Raw genomic sequence first — 15685 nt, forward strand, 5'->3', positions numbered from 1 at the left:
CGTCGATAGACGCATGTTTTGTTTTTAAAGGTTTTGAGCCATGCGCGTTCTGATTGCTGAACACGATTACCCCCTTTACACCCAATTGCTGGGCCAGATTGCACCCGACCTGGAAGTCATGAGCACCGGCGATTCGGCCGAGCTGTCTCGAATGGCCGCAGACTGCCCGGTCTGGCTGGGGCAACCGGACCTGCTGGCCACCCTGTTGCGCCAGGGGCATACCCCGCAGTGGCTGCAATCGACGTGGGCCGGGATCACCCCATTACTGGCTGAAGGTCTGCCCCGGGAATACCGGTTGACCCGTGCCGTGGGCGTCTTCGGCCAGGTCATGGCCGAGTTTGTGCTGACTTACATGCTGGGCCATGAGCGTGAAGTGCTGGCGCGGCTGGTTAGCCAGGTCGAGCGCAAATGGGATAACCGATTGAGCCAGAGCCTGGCCGGGCGCAAGGCGTTGATTGTCGGTGCTGGCGATATCGGCCAGAGCGTGGCGCAGTTCCTGCTGCCGTTCGGCGTAGAGCTGTATGGCATTGCCTCTGCACCGCGTACCCAGGCACCGTTCGTTGAAGTGGGCGCTCTGACGGATCTGGATCGCCTGGTCGGCGAAGTGGATTACGTCATCAACCTGCTGCCAAACACCCCGGAAACCCACGACCTGTTCGACGCGAAACTGTTCGCAAAATTCAAGCCGACGGGCGTGTTTATCAACGTCGGGCGGGGTGTGGCGGTGGTTGATGCGGACTTGGTCGAAGCGTTGAAGGAAGGACACTTGGCGGGCGCGGTGATCGATGTCTGTCGTCAGGAGCCATTGCCGCAACGTCATCCATTCTGGACGGCCTGGGGCCTGTTATTGACAGGACATAGCTCGGCGCCTACTTCGCCTGCGGCGATGGTCCAGCTGTTTGTCGATAACGTGCGGGCATTTCAGGCGGGAGAAGCGTTGCGCGGAGAAGTGGACTTTTCCAGAGGTTATTAGGGCGCTGCGCAATTGTGTGGGAGCGAATCTATTCGCTCTCACACAGCCTGCACGCATATGTGCAATCGGTTTACAGGCTGAAATCGCCTTCGGCTGTCAGTTCCGACAGCGGACGACGCGGGCTTGGTGTTTCCCGGGCTTGCAGGTATTCCGCCAGGGTCGATTTGTCGCCGAGTTTGCCAATCGCAACCGCTGCGTGCAGGGCATAACCCTCAGGGATTTTCAATTCTTTGCGGGTCAGTTCCTGATCGAAGCCGGCCATACCATGCGTGTGCCAGCCGCTCAGGCTGGCTTGCAGGGCGAGGTGGCCCCAGGCTGAACCGGTGTCGAAGGTGTGCCACAGGGCTGGGGTTTCTTCCGTGGCGCCGGGCGCAGTAAAGGTGGTTTTCGAGATCACAATCACCAGTGCCGATGCATGCTGTGCCCAACCGCGGTTGAATTCATTGAGCAAGCCGAGGAAGCGCTCCCAGTTAGGTGTGTCACGGCGAGCATACAAGAAGCGCCACGGCTGCGAGTTATAGGCCGACGGCGCCCAGCGTGCGGCTTCAAAAAAGCTCAGCAGGGTTTCCTCGGGAATGGCCTCGCCGGTAAAGGCGCGTGGCGACCAACGATCGGTAAATTGTGGGTCGATCGGGTAATCGGCGATGCGGGGATTAATGCTCATGAATATCCTGGCTAAATGACAAAGGAATAGACAACTCAGCAGAGCGTTCATCAGGCCTTGCCGGGCGTGGCGAGATGGGCCGTGGACGGCAGGCATCGTCGAAATCAGGCTGATAAAAGTACTTTGCCGGTCGACATCTGACAAGTCCGGCCTTACCGACAGTCGCCAACGCTTGGCCCGCGTCTCTTGTGCCACTAGACTGGCGGCCTTTCATTCTTTGATGCTGATTGCCCAAACCCATGGCCGCTAAAGTCGAACCTTTCTGGATACGCAAAACCCTCGAGCAACTCGATCAAGACGAGTGGGAGTCGCTGTGTGATGGCTGCGGTCTGTGCTGTCTGCAAAAACTCGAAGATGAAGAGGACAACAGCGTCTATTACACGCGCATCGCCTGCAAGTTGCTGGACCTGAAAACCTGCCAATGCACCGATTACAGCAACCGTCGTGCGTCAGTGCCGGACTGCATTCAATTGACGCCAGGCCAGGCCGATGAATTCAAATGGCTACCACCGACCTGCGGCTACCGCTTGGTCAGTGAAGGCAAGGATCTGCCGCTCTGGCACCATTTGGTGTGCGGTGATCGCGACGCGGTCCACCATGAGCGTATCTCTCAGTCCGGGCGCATGCTCAGCGAGAACAGCGTGTCCGAAGACGATTGGGAAGAACACCTGATTTTCCGTGCAGGCTGACGTCGTCATGTTCAACAAGGAGTCGTAAGCCTGTGCGTTATCCACTGCCGTTGTCCTTGCTGTTGTTGCTGACTTTGCTGATGAGCACGCCGTTGCTGGCGGCGAAGAATGTTGATCTGGATTACTACGTCAAACTACTGCCCCAGAGCGATCAGGCTGAAGTGCGCCTGACCCTGTCGAAGGGAGAGGCGGTGCGCAGTCTTGATTTCGATTTGGGTAACAAGGGTGACTACAGTGCTTTCAAGGCTGACGGCGAGTGGCGGCCCAATGCCGGGCAAACGGTGGGTAGTCAACGCGGGGTTTGGCGGCCGGCCATTGGCAAGGCAAGCCTGACTTATCGCGTGCGCATCAGCCATGCACACACGCCTGCAAGCCTGGCTTCAAGCAAGGTCGTGAGTTTCGACACACGGATGACCCCAGCCTGGGCGTTGATGCGCGGCGAGGATCTGGTGCCTCCGGCCCGACTTGATCAGCAGGACGGTACCCAGCTGGTCTCACGCCTTGAGTTCGAACTGCCTAGCGGCTGGGTCAGTGTGGAAACCGCTTGGCCACGCATTGGCAAAAATCGCTTTCGGATCGACAATATTTCGCGGCTGTTTGATCGCCCCACAGGATGGATGTTGGCCGGTACCCTTGGCAGCCGTCGCACCCGCTTGGGCGAAACCGATGTCACGGTGACCGCCCCGCAGGGCCAAGGCATGCGCCGAATGGACGTATTGACGATGCTGACATTCGTGTGGCCGCAGCTGCAAGCGGTGTTTCCGCGTAATCCGCTCAAGCTGTTAGTGGTGGGAGCTGCTGACCCGATGTGGCGCGGGGCGACGGCGGGTAATAACTCCATTTACCTCAACAGCGCCCGGCCGGTGGTCAGCGAAAGCGGGACCAGCCCGTTGGTGCGCGAATTGGTTCATGTGTTTAGCCGAATCAATGGCAACCCGCGCAGCGAATGGATCGGCGATGGCTTGGCCGAGTATTACGCCATTGAGTTGATGCGCCGAGCCGGGGGCATGAGCGAAGAGCGGTATCAAACCGTACAAGCGAATATGACCAAGGTCAGCCGCAAGGTGACGACCCTGCGCGGTGAGCGGATCAGCGCGGCGGCTGTTGCTCGGGCCGTGTTGCTATTGCAGGAACTGGACCGCGAAATTCGCCAGCAGACCCGCAACGAGAAGTCGCTGGATAACGTCAGTCAGGGCTTGATGCGCCTCGATACCGTGAGTACCAAAGAATTCATCCAGCTCAGTGAAAGCGTGATCGGTGGGCCATCCACGGTGTTGGCGAGCGGGTTGTTGCAGTAGACGCATTGCGCGCTCTTCGCACATAAACTCGCTCCACCAGAGCAGGCGCTCCGAGGGAGCGAATTCATTCGCGAAAGCGGCAAGTCCGGCGCAGCAAGGGTTGAATCAGACCCCGGCTTTCGAACGCTTCAACGAATCATTGCCGGTCACCGCCGCCGCTTCAGTCGCAACCTCAGCATTGGTTTTCAGCTGGCTCAGCTTTGCGCCGACGCGTTCGATACGTGAACGGGCCTTGTTCATGTCGCTGCGGCTCTGTTCGATCAGGCTTTTTGCCGCGCAGTGCCCGGTGATCCCGCGCGCCAGCACCGCGCCGCCAACGGCCAACTGGACCAGACCCAAAAAGCCGCCACGGCGCAGACCTTTACCCATCATCAGTACGCCACCCGCCAAAGAGGCCGCGCGCTCCCAGCCTTGCACGTTTTGCTGGGGCTGAGTCTCGAAAGGAGCGGAGTCAATGCGTTCGCTGCCTGGGATATCGCTCATGATCGTTCTCCATGATGAGATGAGGTGAGTTCATTAAAGCTGACTGCCCCCGGACACAACTGTTCAATCGGGAGGGGCGTCATCGGTCGCCGGGTGGATTCAGAACTTGGGGCCGGACCGGGTGTTGTTGCCTTTGGCCATGCGGTCATACAGCACGACATTGACGGTGGCAGCCAGGTTCATGCAGCCTGTGGTGGGGATGTACACGACGTCTTCGCACCAGTCACGGATGCTTTTATCCAGCGTCCCGTCTTCAGGGCCGAAGATGTAGATAGCGCGATCCGGGTGCGTGTATTCAGGCAGCGAGCGGGCACCCTCGACCAGTTCCACGGCGACCGGCACGCAGCCTAGAGGCAGGATTTTCTTCAGATCGTCGATGCCGATCAGCGGAATGTCTTGATGGACTTTTTTGGTGTCGGTGATGAAATCACGGGCACGCTCATAGCGTTTGCCGGTGTAGAACACCGAAGCCACGCCGTAGCAACCAGCCGCACGCATCACCGAACCGACGTTTTCCGGGGATTTTGGGTTATACAAACCAATGCAGCTGTACCGTTTATTCGCCACGTGCCGGTGCTCTTGAAGGAAAGCTGGCGATTATACGGCATAGATGATCGTTCCCACGCAGAGGGTAGGGCACGATCATCGTTTACAGGCTACTCGTCTTTCTTCATCAACCCCGCCAAGGCGGCGAAGGGGTTGTGGGTGGCTTTGGCAATCTTCGGACTGCTGGTCGAGCCTTCGGAGAAATACTGCTGATCGGTGTACCGCGAGTGTTCATTGTCGTGGCAGTACAGGCACAGCAGCTCCCAGTTGGAGCCATCCTGGGGGTTGTTGTCGTGGTTGTGATCGCGGTGGTGCACGGTCAATTCGCTCAGGCGCTTGCCTGCGAATTCACGAGCACAACGTCCGCAAACATGGGGGTACATCTTTAACGCTTTGTCGCGATAACCCATCTCACGGTCGCGCTGGTTATCGGCCAGAATGCGGTCCAGCTTGGCGGTGTGGGAGGGTGGGTTGGCCGAACTCATGGGTTTCACCTGTTTTACTGATCGGTAATGGATGCAAGTCTAGCGCTTTGCTGCGTGATCAGCCTTTGAGTTTTTCCGCGATCCAGATAGTGTGCCGGGTGCCCTTGTTACCGTGGGCGAACACCTGCACCTCTTCAGCCTTGAAACCGGCTTTACGCAGCTTGTCGGAAAACTTCTGGTCGGCGCTGGCCGACCAGACCGCCAGGATGCCTTTAGGCCTTAGCGCCTGGGCGCAGGCGCTAAGGCCGCCAGACGAATAGAGCCAGCTGTTGGACTTCTGCGTCAGCCCTTCAGGGCCGTTATCAACGTCGAGCATGATTGCGTCGAAGCCCTGGGGCTCGCTTTTGAGTACCTGAGCGACATCCTGAACGACAATTTTGGCCCGTGGATCGAGCAATGGATTGCCCGACTTTTCGCCCAGCGGCCCACGATTCCACTCGACCACGCCAGGCACCAGCTCGGCGACCACGACTTCAGCGTTTTTGCCCAGGTGCTTGAGCGCAGAGGCCAAGGTGAAACCCATGCCCAATCCGCCAATCAATACCCGTGGAAGCACACGATGGGTGACTTTTTTACAGGGGATTTCGGCGAGCGCGTCTTCGGAGCCGTGCATGCGCGTGTTCATCAACTGGCCGCCATCGCCGCCCTGAATTTTTATCACGAAATCTTCACCGTACTCGAACAGGCACAGGGCACCGCCGTTATCGGGAATCGGAGTGGTGTCGAGCAGAACGAAACGTTTCATTGAGAACTCATTGAAAGACAGCTTTTTGAGAGGGCAACTTTGTCGCGCAAGGAGTAGCCTGAGCCTGACGAAAATTGCTTGGCATCGGAGGCCATTGATGAAGCGCTCTATTCTAACGGCGATTGTCCTGGCGACGCTCTCGGTAACTGCCGTTTGTGCAGACAATCTGCAACCTGTTCCCACGACACCGGCCCCCGGTTCGCCGGGTACAGCAACGCCGACGCCCTATCCGCAGGTGATGCCGCCCAGCATCCCCCGAGCAGGTGGGAACGACGGCAATGCGCCGTTGCTGCCAAAAATAGAAATGCCGCGCCCGCCCAAGGACCAGCCGCTGCCGGGTCTTGAGCAAAACGGCAAGCACCCGGAAGACTCGTCGCAAAAAGACAGCACTCAAAAAAGTTTGTAGCGATCAGACCTGCTGCGCAAGCAGTTGTCCGTCGACCATGCGCAGGCGTTTGGACAATGCGACGGCAATCGCGCGAATGATTTTTGCGGCAATTTTGGGTGCGTCGTTGAGCATTTTATCCAGCGAGTCCTTGCCCATATTCAGCAAGCAGCAAGGGGTGGCCGCGAAGCAACTGGCTGAGCGGCGCTCACCGTCAAGCACCGCCATTTCGCCGAACGCGCGACCTTTACGCAGGTTGGCGATCTCGATCGATTGCCCATCACTGTTGAGTTTGCGCACCGAGACCCTGCCGGAATGGATGATGCACATGAAACTGCCAGCATCGCCTTCCTTAAATATATCCTGACCTTGCTCGATGGTGCTGATACTGAAATAGCCCGCTGCCGCCTGAAAGTCGGCAGGTAGCAAGGTATTGAACAGACCGCAGTCCATCAGCATGTCGCGGATTTCATTGTTCAGGGAGGTGGGTTCTGACATGGCTCGACAGTCTTTTTTTTGGTTGGAGAAGGGGGGCGATGGAAAGGGCCTGCGACGCAGACCCACTTCTAAGACCCATCAAACGCTGGGAGTTCCCTCGGTCAAGTGCAGTACTTTTAAAACAAACGCGTATTCCAGCGCCACGTCGCGAAGCCCTTGATAACGACCGCTCATACCTCCGTGTCCTGCACCCAGTTCGGTCCTGAGCAGCAACAGGTTGTCGTCGGTCTTGTTGGCGCGCAATTTTGCCACCCACTTGGCCGCTTCCCAATATTGCACGCGGGTGTCGTTGTAACCGGCAATCACCAGGGTCGCCGGGTAAGGTTGGGCGCTGACATTTTCATACGGCGCGTAACCCTTGATGCGCTCATACACGTCTGCTTGCTCCGGGTTACCCCATTCGTCGTATTCCGTGACGGTCAGCGGCAAGTCTGGATCGAGCATGGTGTTCAGCACATCGACAAACGGTACTTCGGCAATCGCCACCTTGAACAACTCCGGGCGCTGATTAAGCACTGCGCCGATCAACAAACCACCCGCGCTGCCGCCACTGATGATTAATTGCCCGGCTGTGGTCAGGCCGTTGTCGATCAAATGTTCGGCGCAGGCAATGAAGTCGCCGAAGGTGTTTTGCTTGTGTTCTTGCTTGCCGTCGCGATACCAGGCTTCGCCCAATTCGCCGCCACCGCGCACGTGGGCAATGGCGAACGCGATGCCGCGATCAAGCAGGCTCAAGCGCGCATGGGAGAACCACGGATCCAGGCTTTCGCCATAAGCGCCGTATCCATAGAGGTACAGGGGCGTCGAGCTGCCCTGAAGTTCTCGCTTGACCACCAGGCTGATCGGCACCTGCGTGCCATCGGCCGCAGTTGCCCACAGGCGTTGGCTGACGTAGGCGTCGGGGTCGAACGGGCCTAACACCGGGGTTTCCTTGAGCACCACCTGCTCACCCGTGGCCAGCGTCAATTGGCGCACCTGCGACGGGCGATTGAGCGATTGATAACGCAGGCGAATCGTTTCGCTCTTGAACTCCAGCGTGTCCTGCACATACAGGCTGTACGCGGCATCGGGCAATTGCACGCGATAAGACGGAAGACCTTGGGGATGCACTTCAATGATCGGCAGACCGCCTTCGCGCAAACTCAGGCTCATGCCTTTGGCATTGAGGCTCAACCCTTCAAGCATCACCGTGTCGCGATGAGCGATCAGGGTTTGCCAGTCTTCACGGGAGGGTGCGCCGCTGGCTTTTTCAGCCGCCTGATACAGGGCGAAGTTGATACCGCTTTGGTTGCTGCGGATCAGCCAGCTCCATGCACCATCGATTTGGCCGTGGTCCGGGAAGTACTCATGACCTTCGACGCGCGGCGCCAGGCAGATAAACGCCTGATCGGGCTTTTCCGCGTCCAGCACCCAGGCCTCGCTGGTGGTTTTGCTGCTGAGTAACAGTACCAACTGCCGCTCGGAACTGGTGCGGTAGCAATTGAGGAAAAAGCGCCCGTCCGGTTCGTTGAAAACCAGGTCCGCCGAGTCCTTGCCCAGGTGATGGCGATAGAGTTTGTGCGGGCGATGGGTATCATCCAGTTCGCCAAAGAACAGTGTCTGGCTGTCGTTGGCCCAGGTCATGCTGCCATCGCAATCCTCGAAGGGAAGATGGGTGACCTGGCCGCTGCTCAGTTCTTTGACGTAGAGCTGATAGACCTCTTCGCCGTTGGTGTCGAGGCTGTAGGCCAGGCGCTGATGGTCGGGGCTGATGCTGAACGCGCCCATCGAGAAAAAACCGCCAGCGGCCAGCACGTTGGGGTCAAGTAACAATTGTTGTTGCTGTTCATCAATAAACAGAGAGTCGTCCGTCGGACGCGGGCAGCGGTAGTGCCGTGCGTATTCGTCGCCCTCGGTGGTGCGCGTGTAATACAAAAACGGTCCCCATGGAGAGGGCAGCGACAGATCGGTTTCGAGAATGCGGCCCTTGATCTCCTGGAACAGGGTTTCGCGCAGGGCATCCTGGTCGGCCAATTGCGCGTGCAGGTAATCGTTCTCGGCTTTGAGGTAGTCCAGAACCTCTTCGGCGTCGCGGTTGTGCAACCACGCATAAGGGTCGGAACCCGTGTCTTTACGAGCGATCGGCGCGGTGGGGCGGGTGGCGGATGAAGGCATGCGGGGCTCTCTATAAAAATAATCGGGCCGTGAAAGACCTTGATTCAGCCGAGGATTGCCGCTGGGTGGCAACCGATTACTGACACCAGGGAGGCCGGGTCAGCGAAAAGCCGTTATCATAAGCGCCTCTTTGCCTGGCTTACCACGAACGTCATGACCGAGAACGATTATCTAACTGCTTGGGGCCTTTACGCTTTTGCTGCGCTGGGCTGCCTGTGGGTGTGGTTCAAGCTGACTGGGTGGATGTGGCGCTGGCTGCGCGAGCCGCTGCGGGTCCTGGGTGCGGTTTTGCTGTTCAGTCCGACCATCATCGACCCGGTGAAGGAAAAATTCGCCCCGGCAGTCGCAATCACCGCGCTGGATCTGGCCTTCAAGGTTGGCAACAACGTCTGGCGAGCGGTGTCGGATCTGGCCATGTACGCCATGATTGCCTTTGGCCTTTACCTTCTTTTTGTGCTGGTGCGCTGGCCGCTGGAAAAGCGCCGCACAGCCCGTCAGCCTCAGGCCGGGACCGAGCCGTCAACGCCTGCGCAGAGCGACGATGACGAACCCTTTGCTCCGGTTGACGGTGATCGTTATGGACGTAAACCCGCAGCGGCTCCCGGCAGCAGCGCCAGCAGCCGTATACGGGTTGAACCGCGCCTGTAGAACTTCCGCTTCGTTGGCAAATGCGCCTCGCCTTGAGGCCGGCGCGACCTGTATTGCTGAACGTATTGAAGCGAGAGTTTAAGCATGTGTGAATTACTGGGCATGAGCGCCAACGTACCGACCGATATCGTGTTCAGCTTCACCGGGCTGATACAACGGGGTGGACGTACAGGTCCGCATCGGGATGGCTGGGGCATCGCCTTTTACGAAGGCCGTGGCCTGCGCCTGTTCCAGGACCCGGCCGCGAGCAGTGAGTCGGAAGTCGCGCTGTTGGTGCAGCGCTACCCCATCAAAAGCGAAGTGGTCATTGGTCATATCCGTCAGGCCAATGTCGGCAAGGTCTGCTTGTCCAACACCCATCCCTTTGTCCGTGAATTGTGGGGCCGTAACTGGTGCTTCGCCCATAACGGTCAGTTGGCGCAATTCAATCCACGCGCAACGTTCTACCGGCCGGTAGGTGATACCGACAGCGAGTCGGCCTTCTGTGATCTGCTCAACCGGGTCCGTGAAGCCTTTCCCGAGCCGGTCGAGATCGAGCAGCTGCTGCCTTCGTTGGTCGAAGCGTGTGCCGAGTATCGCAGTAAAGGCGTATTCAATTGCCTGCTGAGTGATGGCGACTGGCTGTTCTGTTTCTGTTCGAGCAAGCTGGCGCACATCACTCGGCGTGCGCCGTTCGGCCCGGCTCGCCTGAAAGATGTCGATGTGATCGTCGATTTTCAGGCAGAAACCACCCCCAATGACGTGGTGACGGTGATTGCCACCGAGCCGTTGACCGAAAACGAGACCTGGACGCGTTACGAGCCAGGGGAATGGAGCCTTTGGCGCCGCGGCGAGTGCGTAATCCAGGGCCGAACCTGAAAGAGAGGGACCTATGCTGCGAAGCTATCTGCGATTGGTATTGTTCACGGTGGGTCTGTTGCTCGGTGTGCAAATTCCGGGATTCATCAGCGATTACAGCAAGCGCGTGGAAGCGCACTTGATCGAGGCGCAGCAAAGCCTCAAAGGCTACTCCGACACTGCCGAACGCTTCTTCAAGGGCGATTTACAGGCGTTGGTCGCGCATTACCGTAGCAGTGAAGACCCGGTGTTTCGCAGTGATGCCGACAGCCTCAACCTATTGCTGACCCGCAATCAGTTGCTCGACCGCGAGTGGCAGGCCTTGCAGGGCCCTTGGTATGCCAAGGCCTGGCATGTGGTCTCTGCCGCCAATCCGGACATTCGTCGGGAAACCTTCAATGCCTACACGTACCAAGTCCTGCTGGTCCCGGAGGTCATCGCCTGGGGTATCGTCTGCGCCTTGCTGCTGGCGCTGGTGGTGGAGAGCTTCTTCCTGCTGATCGGCTGGGTGATCAATGGCGGACGACGCAAGCCGTTACTGAATCGGGATCTGCGCTAAACCCTTCTGCGTCATCGGCTTGTCAGGCAGCGAAGGCCTGCCTGACAAGCTCCATCACTTTTTCTTATCCCTGCACCTTGGTTTTATTCGTTGGACGCCCTGTCCGATTACACTCAAAAATGTGCTCTACAGAGGCCAGTTCCTCAAAACTTCAACGCACACAGGACATTCCCTATGGGCCGCCTGTTATTGAATTGCGATATGGGTGAGAGCTACGGCGCGTGGACCATGGGTCTCGACGCTGAAGTGATGCCGTTTATTGATTGCGCCAATATCGCCTGCGGCTTCCATGCCGGAGACCCTGGGATCATGCGAAAAACGGTGAGCCTGGCCTTGGCCCATGACGTCATGATCGGTGCCCACCCGGCGTACCCGGATCTGGTGGGCTTTGGTCGGCGCTCAATGGTCTGTACCCCGGCTGAAATCCAGGACTTGCTGCACTATCAGATCGGTGCGCTGGACGGCATTTGCCGGGTACAAGGTGGCCGCGTTCGCTACGTCAAACCTCATGGTGCGATGTACAACGACATGATGGCCAGCCCCGAGCAGTTGCGTGCCGTGATCCAGGCCATCGCCCGCTACGACGCGCAATTACCGCTGATGCTGATGGCCACTCGCGACAACAGTGCTGCGCAAGCGCTGGGTGATGAATTCGGCGTGCAGTTGTGGTTCGAAGCCTTTGCCGACCGCGCCTACGACAGCGCCGGGCGCCTGGTGTCACGGCAACTACCGGGCGCCGTGCACCATGACCCTGAAGTCATCATCGGCCAGGCCCTCACGCTGTCCCGTGGTGACCCCTTGCGTGCCAGCGATGGCAGCGAACTGCACTTGAAGGCCGATACCCTGTGTGTGCATGGCGATAACGTCAGTTCGGTGAGTGCCGTACAGCGCATCCGCGGGGCGTTGGGTGAGCAATCAGCGTCATGACGTTGCGCATAGAAGTGGTGGCCATCGATTGTTTGATGGTGCGTCTGTTCGATGCCATCGACGAAGCGAATATGCCGTGGATGCTGGCTGCCAGTGCACGTTTGCGTGAACGCTTCGCCAGCCACTTGATTGATCTGGTGCCGTCCTACACCACCTTGATGGTCCATTACGACCTGACCCGGTTGAGTCCGGATCAGGCTCGGGAATTGATTCATCAGGCGCTGGCCGATCTGGCGCCTGATCCGCAGGCCATCGGCAAACGCCATGTGTTACCGGTCTGGTATGACCTGAGCGTCGGCCCGGAACTGACGTTGTTGGCCAGGCGCAGCGGTTTGAGCATCAGCGAGGTCATTGCGCATCACAGTGAGCGCGACTATCAGGTGTTTGCCCTGGGGTTCGCGCCTGGGTTCGCGTTTATGGGGCTGGTCGAAGAAATCCTTGCCGCGCCACGCCTGAACACACCGCGTAAGCGTGTGGCTGCCGGTAGCGTGGGCATCGCCGAGCGTCAGACCGCCGCTTACCCCGTGGTGTCGCCGGGTGGCTGGAACCTGATCGGCCGTACTCCCAGCAAATTGTTCGACCGCCAACGCGAGGGTTACAGCTTGATGCAACCGGGTGACCGAGTGCGCTTTACCCCCGTCGATCATGCCGAATTCGTGCGCCTGGGCGGCGATGACACGCCGTTGGAGGTGCAGGCATGAGCGCCTTATTGATCGAAGCCAGCACCCCGTTGTGCCTGCTGCAGGATGCCGGACGCTTTGGTGTTCGTCATTTGGGCGTGACCCAAGGCGGGGCGGCGGATTGGGTCTCGATGTCCTGGGCGAACAACCTGCTGGGCAATCAGCTGGACGCGGCGGTGATCGAGGTGACGCTGGGCGGCTTGACCCTGCTCGCCGAACAGGATTGCTGCCTGGCGCTGGCGGGTGCCGATCTCGGCGCGTTGCTGGGCAGTCGGCCGCTGGCACCCTGGCGCAGTTTTTTCATGCGCAAGGGTGAGCGTTTACGCTTTACCCAACCGATCCTGGGTGCGCGGGCTTATCTCGCGGCTCCCGGAGGCTTCGATGCGCCATCGGTGCTCGGCAGTTGCGCTACGGTCGTGCGTGAAGAACTGGGCGGGCTGGATGGAATGGGCAAAGCACTGGCCAAAGGGGATCACCTGTCTTACGCCGGTTCGGCGTTCGTCCTGCATGCTCTGCCGGATCATTTGACCCCCGATCTCAACCTGAACAGTTCATTGGACGTTGTGCTCGGCGCACAAATTGGCCAGTTCAGCGGCTTGAGCCTGTTCGATGCCTTCAACAGCGAGTGGATCCTCGACAGCCGTGCCGACAGGATGGGCATTCGTTTATTGGGACCGGAACTGGTTTATCAGGGCGCGCCGCTGATCTCCGAAGGCATCCCGCTGGGCGCGATTCAGGTGCCGCCGGACGGGCAACCGATTGTGCTGCTCAATGACCGGCAAACCATTGGCGGGTACCCAAGACTTGGGGCGTTGACCCCGTTGGCATTGGCCCGACTGGCCCAATGCCTGCCGGGCGCACCTGTCAGTCTCAAGCCGATTGTGCAGACAGCAGCGCATCAGCAGCATATGGAGTATGTGCAGCGTTTTCAGGGTTGAGGGTGAAACTAATGGCCTCTTCGCGAAGAGGCCATGGATCAGGCAGCTATTTCGCCAAAAACCGCATCCCTTCTTCCAGCCCACGCAAGGTTAGCGGAAACATCTGATCGTCAATCAGATCGCGCACGATGTTGGTCGAGGCGGTGTAGTTCCAGGTGTCTTTGGGGTAGGGGTTGATCCAGATGAGCTTCTTGTATTTTTCCTTGAAGCGCTGCATCCACCGATAACCCGGCTCTTCGTTCCAGTGCTCTACGCTGCCACCCGCCTGGGTGATTTCGTAGGGCGCCATGGCCGCGTCGCCGATAAAGATCACTTTGTAATCGGCACCGTATTTGTTCAGCAAGTCCTGGGTGGCAGTGCGCTCCGCGCCACGGCGCAGGTTGTTCTTCCACACCGATTCATAAATGAAGTTGTGGAAGTAGAAATACTCCAGGTGTTTGAACTCGGTCTTGCACGCCGAGAACAACTCTTCGCAGGTTTTGACGTGAGCATCCATCGAGCCACCGATGTCGAACAGCAGCAACAACTTGATGGTGTTGCGCCGTTCCGGGCGCATCTGAATGTTCAGCAGGCCCGCATCACGGGCGGTGTGGTCGATTGTGCCGTCGATGTCGAGCTCTTCAGCGGCGCCTTGACGGGCGAATTTACGCAAACGGCGCAGCGCAATCTTGATGTTGCGCGTGCCCAACTCGACCTGATCGTCGAGGTTCCGGTACTCGCGCTGGTCCCAGACCTTGACCGCTTTGCCTTGACGCTTGCCGGCATCACCTACGCGGATACCTTCCGGGTTGAAACCGCCTGAGCCAAATGGGCTGGTGCCGCCAGTGCCAATCCACTTGTTGCCGCCCGCGTGGCGTTCTTTTTGCTCTTCGAGGCGTTTCTTGAATTCTTCGATCAGCTTGTCCAAGCCACCCAGGGTCTGGATCTGCGCGCGTTCTTCGTCGGTCAAGGAGCGTTCGAACTCCTTGCGCAGCCAGTCTTCAGGGATCAGTGCCTGGAGATGATCATCGAGCTTTTCCAAGCCGTTGAAGTAGGCGCCGAACGCCCGGTCGAACTTGTCGAAGTGGCGTTCATCCTTGACCAGAATAGTGCGGGCGAGAAAGTAGAACTCGTCCATGTCAGCGAAGGTCACCCGCTGTTTCAGCGCATTGATCAGATCGAGCAGCTCGCGCACAGACACCGGCACCTTGGCTGCACGCATTTCATTGAACAGGTTGAGCAGCATGGCGATCGCCCTTATTCGTGCTTAGCGGTTGCCGCGACGGCTCATGAACGCCAAGCGCTCAAGCAATTGCACGTCCTGCTCGTTCTTGACCAGGGCTCCGGCCAGCGGCGGGATGGCCTTGGTGGGATCGCGTTCGCGCAGCACCGCTTCGCCGATGTTGTCGGCCATCAGCAGTTTCAGCCAGTCGACCAGTTCCGATGTGGACGGTTTTTTCTTCAGTCCGGGGACTTTACGCACGTCGAAGAACACATCGAGGGCTTCGCTGACCAGATCCTTTTTGATGTTCGGGTAATGCACATCGACAATCTTTTGCAGGGTGACGCGGTCCGGGAAGGCGATGTAGTGAAAGAAGCAACGACGCAGGAAGGCGTCAGGCAGTTCTTTTTCGTTGTTCGATGTAATGATGATGATCGGGCGTACTTTCGCTTTGATCGTTTCATCTATCTCGTAAACATAGAACTCCATCTTGTCGAGTTCTTGCAACAGGTCGTTAGGGAACTCGATGTCGGCCTTGTCGATCTCATCGATCAGCAGGATGACCCGCTCTTCGGCCTCGAAGGCTTCCCATAGCTTGCCCTTCTTCAGGTAGTTACGTACGTCGTGGACTTTATCCACACCCAACTGCGAATCACGCAAACGGCTGACGGCGTCGTACTCGTACAGGCCCTGATGCGCTTTGGTGGTGGATTTGATGTGCCAGGTAATCAACCGGGCGCCGAAGGATTCGGCCAGTTGTTCGGCCAACATGGTTTTGCCGGTGCCAGGCTCGCCTTTGACCAGCAGTGGCCGCTCCAGAGTGATAGCAGCGTTGACCGCGAGCTTCAGGTCGTCAGTGGCGACGTATGCGCTGGTGCCTTCGAACTTCATCTAAAAATCCTCGAACGGTATCGCCTGAAACGGCGCAAAAAAAGGTACTTAATGTGCCGACTATACCGCGCAGGCCGGGCGACT

At 58.5% G+C, this 15685-nt stretch carries 19 protein-coding genes; 10 read left to right on the forward strand and 9 right to left on the reverse strand.

The features are described 5' to 3' along the window. Nucleotides 1-40: 40 nt before the first annotated feature. Complete coding sequence (locus ACVBEG_RS06405; protein ID WP_322180317.1) at nt 41-973, forward strand: D-2-hydroxyacid dehydrogenase; 933 nt, start codon at nt 41-43, stop codon at nt 971-973. 70 nt (nt 974-1043) lie between these two features. Here the strand turns inward: ACVBEG_RS06405 and ACVBEG_RS06410 are convergent, their stop codons facing one another. After that, nucleotides 1044-1637, reverse strand: a complete 594-nt coding sequence (locus ACVBEG_RS06410) for a nitroreductase family protein (protein ID WP_322180315.1) — start codon at nt 1635-1637, stop codon at nt 1044-1046. Between the two features lie 239 nt (nt 1638-1876). On the opposite strand from ACVBEG_RS06410, the gene ACVBEG_RS06415 reads away from it, so the two are divergent. Then, nucleotides 1877-2326 (forward strand): YcgN family cysteine cluster protein, encoded by a 450-nt coding sequence (locus ACVBEG_RS06415; RefSeq protein ID WP_219064230.1) that lies wholly within the window; start codon nt 1877-1879, stop codon nt 2324-2326. An 80-nt stretch (nt 2327-2406) separates the two neighbouring features. Beyond that, on the forward strand, nt 2407-3624 hold the full coding sequence (locus ACVBEG_RS06420; RefSeq protein ID WP_447108447.1) for a hypothetical protein: 1218 nt from the start codon (nt 2407-2409) through the stop codon (nt 3622-3624). A gap of 105 nt (nt 3625-3729) precedes the next feature. On the opposite strand, the gene ACVBEG_RS06425 is transcribed toward ACVBEG_RS06420, so the two are convergent. From ACVBEG_RS06425 to ACVBEG_RS06440, 4 genes are all read right to left on the reverse strand, one after another. Next, nucleotides 3730-4107, reverse strand: a complete 378-nt coding sequence (locus ACVBEG_RS06425) for a YgaP family membrane protein (protein WP_322215347.1) — start codon at nt 4105-4107, stop codon at nt 3730-3732. 99 nt (nt 4108-4206) lie between these two features. Continuing rightward, complete coding sequence (locus ACVBEG_RS06430) at nt 4207-4674, reverse strand: RNA methyltransferase (protein ID WP_219064228.1); 468 nt, start codon at nt 4672-4674, stop codon at nt 4207-4209. 89 nt (nt 4675-4763) lie between these two features. After that, complete coding sequence (locus ACVBEG_RS06435; protein WP_219064227.1) at nt 4764-5138, reverse strand: YajD family HNH nuclease; 375 nt, start codon at nt 5136-5138, stop codon at nt 4764-4766. A 58-nt stretch (nt 5139-5196) separates the two neighbouring features. Further along, nucleotides 5197-5883 carry a spermidine synthase gene (locus tag ACVBEG_RS06440; protein WP_219064226.1) on the reverse strand — a complete coding sequence of 229 codons (687 nt, stop codon included), beginning with the start codon at nt 5881-5883 and terminating at the stop codon, nt 5197-5199. A 97-nt stretch (nt 5884-5980) separates the two neighbouring features. Between ACVBEG_RS06440 and ACVBEG_RS06445 the strand changes: the two genes are divergently transcribed. Continuing rightward, nucleotides 5981-6289 carry a hypothetical protein gene (locus ACVBEG_RS06445; RefSeq protein ID WP_322215349.1) on the forward strand — a complete coding sequence of 103 codons (309 nt, stop codon included), beginning with the start codon at nt 5981-5983 and terminating at the stop codon, nt 6287-6289. A gap of 3 nt (nt 6290-6292) precedes the next feature. Here the strand turns inward: ACVBEG_RS06445 and ACVBEG_RS06450 are convergent, their stop codons facing one another. Together ACVBEG_RS06450 and ACVBEG_RS06455 are read right to left on the reverse strand one after the other, a co-directional pair. Further along, nucleotides 6293-6766 carry a cyclic nucleotide-binding domain-containing protein gene (locus ACVBEG_RS06450; protein WP_322180308.1) on the reverse strand — a complete coding sequence of 158 codons (474 nt, stop codon included), beginning with the start codon at nt 6764-6766 and terminating at the stop codon, nt 6293-6295. Nucleotides 6767-6844: 78 nt separating this feature from the next. After that, nucleotides 6845-8920: a S9 family peptidase gene (locus ACVBEG_RS06455; protein ID WP_447107499.1), complete on the reverse strand. Its 2076-nt coding sequence runs from the start codon at nt 8918-8920 to the stop codon at nt 6845-6847. Between the two features lie 153 nt (nt 8921-9073). On the opposite strand from ACVBEG_RS06455, the gene ACVBEG_RS06460 reads away from it, so the two are divergent. From ACVBEG_RS06460 to ACVBEG_RS06485, 6 genes are all read left to right on the forward strand, one after another. Next, on the forward strand, nt 9074-9568 hold the full coding sequence (locus tag ACVBEG_RS06460; RefSeq protein ID WP_322180305.1) for an MFS transporter: 495 nt from the start codon (nt 9074-9076) through the stop codon (nt 9566-9568). 84 nt (nt 9569-9652) lie between these two features. Beyond that, a complete protein-coding gene (locus tag ACVBEG_RS06465) occupies nt 9653-10426 on the forward strand; it encodes a class II glutamine amidotransferase (protein ID WP_323566265.1) in 774 nt (257 codons plus the stop codon). 13 nt (nt 10427-10439) lie between these two features. Beyond that, a complete protein-coding gene (locus ACVBEG_RS06470; RefSeq protein ID WP_322180301.1) occupies nt 10440-10964 on the forward strand; it encodes a DUF2937 family protein in 525 nt (174 codons plus the stop codon). A gap of 174 nt (nt 10965-11138) precedes the next feature. Then, entirely contained in the window at nt 11139-11891 is a 753-nt protein-coding gene (locus ACVBEG_RS06475; RefSeq protein WP_447107500.1) for a 5-oxoprolinase subunit PxpA, read from the forward strand. Further along, nucleotides 11888-12592 (forward strand): 5-oxoprolinase subunit PxpB, encoded by a 705-nt coding sequence (gene pxpB / locus ACVBEG_RS06480; protein ID WP_447107501.1) that lies wholly within the window; start codon nt 11888-11890, stop codon nt 12590-12592. Before ACVBEG_RS06475 ends, pxpB begins: the two co-directional genes overlap by 4 nt. Beyond that, on the forward strand, nt 12589-13509 hold the full coding sequence (locus tag ACVBEG_RS06485) for a 5-oxoprolinase subunit C family protein (protein WP_323566267.1): 921 nt from the start codon (nt 12589-12591) through the stop codon (nt 13507-13509). The genes pxpB and ACVBEG_RS06485 overlap by 4 nt, the downstream gene beginning before the upstream one ends. 46 nt (nt 13510-13555) lie before the next feature. On the opposite strand, the gene ACVBEG_RS06490 is transcribed toward ACVBEG_RS06485, so the two are convergent. Continuing rightward, nucleotides 13556-14734, reverse strand: a complete 1179-nt coding sequence (locus ACVBEG_RS06490) for a vWA domain-containing protein (RefSeq protein ID WP_330201100.1) — start codon at nt 14732-14734, stop codon at nt 13556-13558. 21 nt (nt 14735-14755) lie between these two features. Next, nucleotides 14756-15601 carry an AAA family ATPase gene (locus tag ACVBEG_RS06495; protein WP_219064215.1) on the reverse strand — a complete coding sequence of 282 codons (846 nt, stop codon included), beginning with the start codon at nt 15599-15601 and terminating at the stop codon, nt 14756-14758. Between the last annotated feature and the right edge of the window lie 84 nt (nt 15602-15685).

The sequence above is a fragment of the Pseudomonas sp. GG8 genome, from assembly GCF_052976945.1.